Source organism: Bradyrhizobium manausense, from assembly GCF_018129685.1.
Lineage (GTDB): Bacteria > Pseudomonadota > Alphaproteobacteria > Rhizobiales > Xanthobacteraceae > Bradyrhizobium > Bradyrhizobium manausense_D.
On the sequence record NZ_JAFCLG010000045.1, the window covers coordinates 1 to 8,860 of the forward strand.

The window sequence follows — 8,860 nt, forward strand, 5'->3', positions numbered from 1 at the left end:
CGCCGGCCGAGGCCGAGCAACGCTACTACGCCATGCTGGAACAACCCGCCATGGCGGCATAACTTAAACCAAATGGCGTCCGGCAATCCCGGGGCGGTTCAGTTTGAGGCGGCCGGCGCTGTACCCTGTCCGACCGGATTTGAAAAAAGAGCACTACTTGGATTGGTGGCGATGGCGGCGTTTCCGCTGGCACTTCCTGCCGTAGTTCCAGCACTGGAGGAGCTGACTGTGGCCGATGCACCGCTATTGCTGGAAGCGTCACCTGAAGCTGCTCCTCCACCGGCACCGCCTCCGGCGCCACCACCTCCGCCTCCGCCACCCTGTGCCAGGACGGGCGAGGTCGCGAGTATTAGCGCGGTAACAAGGATAGACGTGCGGTTCATGACCTTCTCCTCTCCGTGAAAAGGCTCAACCGCTCGATGGAGACGTTGGTTCCTAGTCGTCCACTCTCTTCAGGAGTGTGGTCAGTCTAGCGGGTGCCGTACCAAACCTTCTTTCCGTTGACGACAGTCAACGTTAACCTGGCGGGATGTCCGTAAGGCCCAAGCTCAAGGAATTGCAACGTGTAGGCGACAATAAAAAGCAGGTCAGCCCCGCCGGTGTCCATGATCCAGGGACGTTTCGACCGAGGGGTGCGACCCATTTATCGTCAGATCGGAGATATATGTTCCTCCAGCGCTCGCCTCGTGTAATGCCACCCTTTCCTAAGGATCTGTTAGAACAGTCTGACCCGCCTAGAACATGCCCCGAGCCGTCGGTCTAGGTTATCGAACATGGACGCGGGGTCAGCGACACGCAGCAGGCGAAGTGTAATCGTGGCAGACGCAGGGAATGGCCTAAGCGGATCATAGGTATCGACGAATTCAACTTGTGTGCGACGCCAAAATGCGATGGCCAAGCGAACCACCGTCGAGCCCAATAAGGAATATCCGGTTGGCGTTCGAGCGACGATCCTCGCCAACCGGGCTTCGGCGATCCGCCGGCTGACGGTGTTTGAAATCTGCGTCAGCAGCAAAATCAAAACGGCAAAACCAGCCAATCTCCAGAAAAAGATGATCGCGTTCGTGGCCGCTCCGCGTGCCCAACAGTTAGATATTTAAACAAAATTGGCAGCTGCGGCTATCTTCAATCCTAGTGCACTCTTTCAGGCAGCGCAGATGGCCTTCACCGCCGCGAACACGGCGGACAATATCCGCCCGCATGACAGACGCCAACCGAATGCTGCTGGCGCAGCTAAACATAATCGAGCGTCTTGCCGGCTTGACCGAAACCAAGCGCACATCCACACGTCGAGCCAAGCTCAAGATCGACCAGCTCAAGGCAGAGTTGCGGCGCATCAACCGGCAGACCGGCGACAACCGAGATCTCAGAGCCTGTAGTCCGCTCTCTGCAGGGCCGTCGGCTCACTCCCTTCAAGGCAGACACCGAAGACTGTCGGGGGCAATGGGCACTATAGCATCGCGCAGTGGATCATCGTCGTCGTCCTCCTGGAGAGGCTGTTCGGCGGCAACCAGGTCTCGGGCCTGATGGGCAGCGTAACTTCTGGCCCGCTCCACTTGAGGATTGCCGACTATTGGACAAGATCGTCGCTGGGAAACGCCCTCGATTGCTCGGCCTTCGCGAGGATCTGTCCCAGAGGAGATTGGACCGAGGCACTATAAGTGTAGACGCCTGGATTGCAGGGGCCCTGCGTATGTATCGTACCGGCGGCCACAATGTGCGAGGTCGGAAGTGATACTTCCTGACCGCCCATCTCAGAGCCTTTTTGCGTTAAATCGATCCGGACGGTTGTCGCGCCGGCGGGAACGTTTTGAAAGCGTATCTCAGGACTTTGAAAGTACCCAGTGCAGTGGTCTTTAGGGTGGAGAAACGAAAACGTTAGACTCATCGGCGGCGGCGGATCGGCAGCCGCAGCCGGAGTGCAGATTGTCAAAAAAATTAGGGCTGTTAGACTCTTCATTCGGTACAGTAGCACGGTCGGCCAGGCGGCGTCTGAATTGTTTTCCTCCGATTTTCGGGACTGGCACTCCCTTCACGGCAGTTCTGGCGCCTCCCGCGTGCTACTCTTTTGCGGTGCATGCCATCAGTTCGGCTTGTCGTTTGCTGTTGTTCATCGTCCCCTCGACGTTTCAACCGTAAGAGGCGGCACAGAAAGATGCTGCCGTACCGTACTGAGCGGTGCATTGCGGAGGAAAGGCAAATGCCGTTGCAACAGACAAGATTAGCAGGAAGAGGCTGCACGACAAAAAAATCGGCATTGTAAAGTCTATTATTGCTTTCAAAAATGGGATCCAGCCAATCTCAACGATGGCGGGAAAGCAACTGTCCAGCGGCTCGGGGCTCCGCGTCTACTCTCTCCAAGGATGTGGTTTCACTCCCATCGTGGTACGAATCAGTTCCCTTAAGGGCGGCAGGCCAAAGTTAGAGGCTTCACCTCAGTAACAGGCCGCGTTCTTTCGACTTCATGCGAGGAGCTCGTGGAGCTGCGCTCACATCGATTCTTCAAATGATTAGGTTGAGTAAGCAAGGCTAAACAACCATTTGGAGAGGGGGCTGGGCGTGCTGGCGTGGTGCGTGTTCGATGGCTGCTGTCAACTAGCCGCCTTACTTTACAGCTTTCCTTCCAGCTCGCTTCGTGGGATATTGGTCCTATACTTTACCACCTTGGCGCTTACCCCCTTTGGTTGATTTCTTGCGGACATCAAAGGAGGACAAATCTTGCACGAGCGTCTCTCGACCCAACAAGACCAAGAAGTTGATCGCCACCGAGGCACGCCGATCATCTTTTGCGACGCAGTTCCGGAAGCCTCGTATGATACGATCCAACGGATTGTCGACTTGTCGCTTGCCACGACCCTTCCGAAGCATCCGAGGCTAAACAATTCACCCAACCCGCTAGTGGTGGTTGCAGATCTCAAAATCCCTTTGGAAGCCGCGAAAAAGCTCCGGGATCTGCTCGACAAGATTATCCTTCACGCGACAGCCGATGGCGCGCCCAACTAGCCATAGACAAGCCCTAAGTTTGAGCGCGCGCTTTGACCAAATTGCTTGCGCCCTCAGGAGGCGATTGGCAGAGCAGGAGGAATCATTCTCTATTGCGGAGTGATGGATCAATCGCAGCCCAGTAGGAACTCTCTGGAAGGAGCTTGAGTTTCACATAGATCTTTTCGCGAGATCAAACGGTAAGCTGGAGAGCAATACAATGAGGAGGTTCGCTATGGCCGCACTCGTCATCGGCTATTCGATGGTTCCCGCTGCAGCCCAGGTCAGCGCTGGTGGTGCCCAGACCACATCGCAGGCTCGACCCTCGCAAAGGCATTCGAGAACTCCGGTCGCCACCCAGCCGACTGCTAATCCATTCCAAAATCCGATCGGTCAAGGTGCACAACCGGCTGTGTCGGCAAATCCTAATTATAACAGCAATCGCACGGCTCGATAACGTGGGTGTTTGAAGTGCGCGCTAAGCGTCGATGCGCGACGACGAGCGCCTCGAGAAAGCCAGTTTAACCCTACAAAGTGAGGTTATCGGAACCTCGGCATGAAGCTGCCAGTGCACCGCCGGTATTCATTGTGGCACCGGATGGGGCTGGTCTCTCCCTAAAGCTAACCTCAGGACCACAATTTCAATCGTCCGGTACGGGCCGCTAGCGATACCGCCCCAAGTCTGGCGGCCCACCTTTCTGTCGGGAGTGGTCCATGCCTTTGGAGGGTCTGGGTTGTCGAGGCGCTGCTGCGAAAGCGGTTTGTAAGGCAGGTCACAATTCCTTCTGGCCGAAGCTGGTATGTTGCTTCCCACGCTGGAGGCTTTAGCCGTGGAAACCTTGTCGCCGAAGACATCGAAAGACGTTCGCTCCATTATGGTAATCCGAAAGCGGCTGGCCGCGCTCAAAAAGCTCCAGAACCGCATCCGCGATGAAATATGCGCAGAACGTGTCCTCCTCGCTCGTAAAGAAATTAAGGATTCAAATCTGAACTAAATGGCTGGTCCGATTTTCGTCCTCCAGCGTCTTCAGCCGTTTGGCCGAGACGTCAAGCCGCTGGAATTAGCCTTCCATTTGAACATGCTGGCGTCGCTAATGCCACGCTTGCGGTAAAGCGCGCATGACTCGAACAGACTATTCGAAGCTTTTGTTAAAACGGGTTGCTCTGGCTGCCCTTAGCTATAGTCGCGCTCCTGCTCGCTGGGCAAAAGTCACGCTTGGCGTTCGGAATTGCTAGTCCCTCAAGCCTGACGCGCAACATGTTAGTTGGCTGGCTCGGGTACAGATTTGCTAGCGCTTGTCATCCGCCGCAGGTCCAGGCGGTGCAGCGGTGTCTACCTTGCCGTCGTTTGCAATGCACTTGTTGAAGAAAGCAATTTCGTCTCTTCCCGTTCCTTTTTCGCTACCGGCAGCGGGGTTGCTAGGTATGCGAGGTGGAAATGCCGCAGCTTTCAATGCATTGCATTTTTTTGCCAGTTCGGCGCTGATTGCAAAAGAAGCCGTTGAAGAAATAGATGCATTTAGTGCAACAGCTAACGCGGCGATCCAATGTAGTTTCCGCATGAGATTCCTTTGTGTTGTCGAAGAACATACCTTTTCAGTTCCGGGACCAACCATCCACAGGCTCTCAGGGTCTCCTAAGGCAACACGATCGCGCTTCCGCTGATAAATCTCAATCGCACTTCGTGTTGAGGCTGCGTCAAGTATTCCTCGGGGCGATGCGCTCTTTGAGAATGTAGGACTGTCCAAGCTCTCCTTCCATCTGTGGGCGGAATATCGAAAGGTTCTGCTCCGGTTAGGGACTGCTGGTGCCAACCGCAAGCGCTCAATAATTGCGTTCGCCTTTCGAATGGAAGTAGGCGGAACTGAACTTCAGCTGATCGCTATCAGAGGCCTAATAAATCGATTTATAGACGTAGGTATTATATTACCTCAATCGAAACTGCCACTGCTCGCTCGGTGCAACCTACGAAGTTAACCTTGTAGAATTTCGTCCTTTTCGCGGCGAAAACGATGTGCAACATTGGCGGAGTTTTAACGTTTTATTCATTTTTTTGTGGGGGCTCCGTGAATTATAGCGGCTGGCTTCGTTCCGCTGGCTCTGGCGGACATAAGGCCCAATTCGACTTCAAAGGAGTTGACCTGAACGGGGCACCAACTTTCCTGGTGCCTGATTCTCATCTTCTTTTTTCCGGCGAGTATCGGCGCGCAGGTGAAGATCTGATCATTTCGGATCACCAAAGTCATTTCACTATCCCTGATTATTTCAAGAGCGTTGGTCACAGCCGTCCGTTCCTTGTCTCGCCAGACGGTGCGCCGCTTTCGCCCAATGTTGTCGACGCCTTGACCGGACACGCTGTCTATGCGCAGGCGGGTCCCCAAGCTGTTGCGGGGAAAGTCGTCGGCCACGTCGCCAAAATGACGGGAAGCGCGAGCATCGTTCGTAACGGCGTGACGATCGTGGCGAACGTTGGGGACGCGATCTATCAAAATGATGTCGTTCAGACTGGCAGCAATTCGACAATCGGTCTCGTGCTTGATGATGGCTCGACCTTCAATCTGTCCGCTAACGCGCGATTCTTGTTGAACGATCTCAGTTACGATCCGAACAGTACATCCAACAGTCTGTTCTTGACGCTGGTGCAAGGTGCAGCGAGCTTTGTTGCTGGCCAAGTTGCCAAAACGGGCGATATGCGGGTCGCGACGCCTGTCGCATCGATTGGTATCCGCGGGACGGCAGTTAACCTCGACATTTCCTCGACTGATGGAAAAGTGTCCATCTCGGTAGTCGATCAGCAGGACGGTACCGTCCATGCCGTTCAAGTCTTTAACAATGCGGGCGTCCTGATCGGGACAGTAACGAGTAACGGAACGTCCCTTACTCTTACCCCGACTGCAACGTTCGATGTCATCGCGCAGCAGGTCAACAAGACGCCAGATCAGGTAGCGCAGGAATTTAGTGCGTTTCAGCAGGTGCTAAGCACCTACGATGCGGCTAAGCAGATATTTCCTAATCTGCCCCAGCACACCGACAACAGTGATCATCAGAACAACAACGCCAATCCGAACTCCACCACCAAGTTTGCAGGGAGTCCGCCTCTCAACCCGCCGGGGACCGAATATCAGCCGCCGGCCGGAACAACTAAGGTTCAAACCGGAAGCGTTCAGACGGCGTCGACGACGGTCGTGGTCTCCACGACTACAAGCATTGATCCATCACTAACCAAGCAACTGGCGCCGACAATCGACCCAATCATCACTCCGGTCAAAGTTGTCTCCCTGCCGTTCGTCGTGACTCCGCCCAGCGTCGTGTCGATTACGACTGGATCTGGAGATCACACAGGTCCGGTGATGAGTGCAAACGGGGATGTTGTCTATGATCCCGATGGCGCGATCTATTTCTACAATCGTGCGACAAATACTACGACGACAATTGCTTCCCCCGCCAATAGTTGGAGCTATGAATCGCCCACGATTAGCTCTGACGGACGTTACATCTTCTATCAGGGCTCCAATGGGGGCAGCAGTTACGTTTTCGTCTATGGCACTGATCCGTCAGATTCTAACCACTATCACGTTCGGACGTTGCTTGGCTTAGGGCAGGCACCTGCGGTTAGCGGAGACGGCGGGACGATCGTCGCGGCGCAAGCCTCTGGCAATATTGCGATCTACGATATCCAAGGCAGTCTGAAGGGGGCGATCTCTCCAGCTGCAGTTGGAAGTTCGGGGGCCCTCTGGTTGCCGGCCATCAGCGCTGACGGTCACGTTATTGCATTCTGGAACTCTGATGCTCAGTCAGCTGGCGGATCTGGTGATCTTTACGCGTTTAATCGATCGACAGCGACAATAGTGCACGTAGCCAGCACGATTTCGGGGGCAGGTACGGCTGCGCCGACCGTGAGTGCCGATGGCCATCTTATTGCGTACCAAAGCACAGATCCAACTGGACACTCGGAGATCTACCTATACGATTTGCAAACTAATTCTATTGTTTTCCAAACGACCAATAACTCGGGGAGCAGCTATAGTCCCGTTTTAAGTCCGGATGGCCATTTCATCGTCTTCACTAGCGATGCTCAGCTTACGAGCGATGACACTAACTCAGTCCCGGATGTTTACGTCGTCGACGTTACGTCTCCGGCGAACCCGATCTATAAGTTGGTATCGGAAAGCGGGGGAGTTGCCGCGGCGGGCGGTGTCGCAATCAGTGCCGGTGGTCAGTACGTTGCGTTTGGAAGCAACGACAACATCTTTTTCGCCGATCCGACATCTGGGCATAGCGCAGTTATCGTAGAAACCGCGAGTTCGTCGAGCACCCTGACCGCAGATGGTTTGATTACGCTCACTGGCGATAGTACCGGTGTCCAAATTAGCGTCGCCGACCAATTCGGCAATCCGACGCCGAATTTCGGCGCAAGCTTTGATGGTTCGGGGCATATCCACTGGACTTTTGTTGAAGATAGGAGCGATTTTGCCGCGCTCGCCTACGGTAAGGACGCAACGCAGGAATTCGTAATAACCCTTTCCGCTGACACTGGCACACTTACGATTCCAGTATTTGTGACGGTTCACAACGGTGTGCAGCCGACGATTAGTGTAGCGGATTTCGCTCCCGTTGCTTCTCCAGTCAGTTTGCAGGATGGACAGGAGAGCGTTCCCTATACGATCTTGTCTGGAGACCTCCTTAGTCACGTCGTCGACGTGGATGGTCCGTCGCTATCTATCTCCTCTTTATCGATCCAGAGCGGCGACGGCACTATATCGCAGATCGATAGCCAGACATGGACCTTTAGTCCAACGGCTGGGTTCAGCGGCCACGTTGTCCTGAACTATCAAGTTACTGATTCTATCAAGAGCGCAGGCTCGACGGCTAGTTTCAATATCGCGTTGCCGCTCGCCATAACTTCAATCAATCCTGATAGTGGCGTAACAGGCGACTTCATCACCAAAGACACGATGCTTACCGTCTCCGGAACCAATGGCACGCTGGTTGGCGGAGAAAGAATCCAGGTTAGTAGCGACAATGGAGTTAGCTGGGCGGATGTCACCCAGAATACCGCGACGACGTGGAATTTTGCCGACCCGACTGCGCACAATATAAGCTTCACCTATCAGGTGCGCGTTCTTGATGCGTCAAACATCTCGATAAATTCTGCAGCACAGGCGATTGTTGTCGATACAACACCTCCGACGCTTACAATCGATGGTGGCGATGGAGCCACCAACCAAGCCTCCGTTGGTGTTGCCGGAACAATTAATCTCGTCGATTCCGGTTCGCTTGTCACGGTGTTCGATGATGGGCAATCCGTGGGCTCGGCGATCGCCGGTTCAGATGGGAAGTGGAGCACAACGGTCTCGTTGCACGACGGCGCGAATAGCTTGACTGCGCAGGCAACTGATATTGCAGGAAATCTCGGAACAAGCAATGCTGTCGTTGTCACGCTAGATACCACGGCTCCAGCAGAGGCGGTGGCGATCACGGCGATTGCGACCGACAGTGGCAGCTCGTCGACTGACTTCATCACCAATGACACGACGCTGACGGTGTCGGGCACCAACGGCGCGTTGGCCTCGGACGAGAAGATCCAGGTCTCCAGTGACAATGGGACTACATGGGCCGACGTCACGCAGTCGACGGCAACGAGCTGGAGCTATATCGATCCGACCACGCATACGGCCAGCTTCAGCTATCAGGTCCGGATTGTCGACGCCGCCGGCAATGTCGGCACCACCGATAACCAGGCGGTAACTATCGATACCACCGCCCCGACGATTGCGATCACGTCACCGGTTGCCGGCGATAACGTCATCAACAAGACCGAGGCTGCGGCCGGGGTGACGATCACAGGCACGGCGACGGCGGGCAGTGCGGCGGTCAA

At 54.9% G+C, this 8,860-nt stretch carries 4 protein-coding genes; 3 read left to right on the top strand and 1 reads right to left on the bottom strand.

The genetic code is table 11. The features are described from left to right. Window positions 1–890: 890 nt before the first annotated feature. Both JQ621_RS35035 and JQ621_RS35040 read left to right on the top strand, forming a co-directional pair. On the top strand, window positions 891–1,100 hold the full coding sequence (locus JQ621_RS35035) for a hypothetical protein (protein WP_212241753.1): 210 nt from the start codon (window positions 891–893) through the stop codon (window positions 1,098–1,100). A gap of 1,618 nt (window positions 1,101–2,718) precedes the next feature. Further along, window positions 2,719–3,003 carry a hypothetical protein gene (locus JQ621_RS35040; RefSeq protein ID WP_212241754.1) on the top strand — a complete coding sequence of 95 codons (285 nt, stop codon included), beginning with the start codon at window positions 2,719–2,721 and terminating at the stop codon, window positions 3,001–3,003. 1,268 nt (window positions 3,004–4,271) lie between these two features. Here the strand turns inward: JQ621_RS35040 and JQ621_RS35045 are convergent. Further along, the gene (locus JQ621_RS35045) at window positions 4,272–4,544 is read right to left on the bottom strand and encodes a hypothetical protein (RefSeq protein WP_212241756.1); all 273 of its coding nucleotides are present in this window, start codon (window positions 4,542–4,544) and stop codon (window positions 4,272–4,274) included. A 504-nt stretch (window positions 4,545–5,048) separates the two neighbouring features. Here JQ621_RS35045 and JQ621_RS35050 point away from each other — a divergent pair. Continuing rightward, window positions 5,049–8,860 (top strand): Ig-like domain-containing protein (locus JQ621_RS35050; protein ID WP_212241758.1); only part of this gene is annotated, 3,812 nt, incomplete at its 3' end.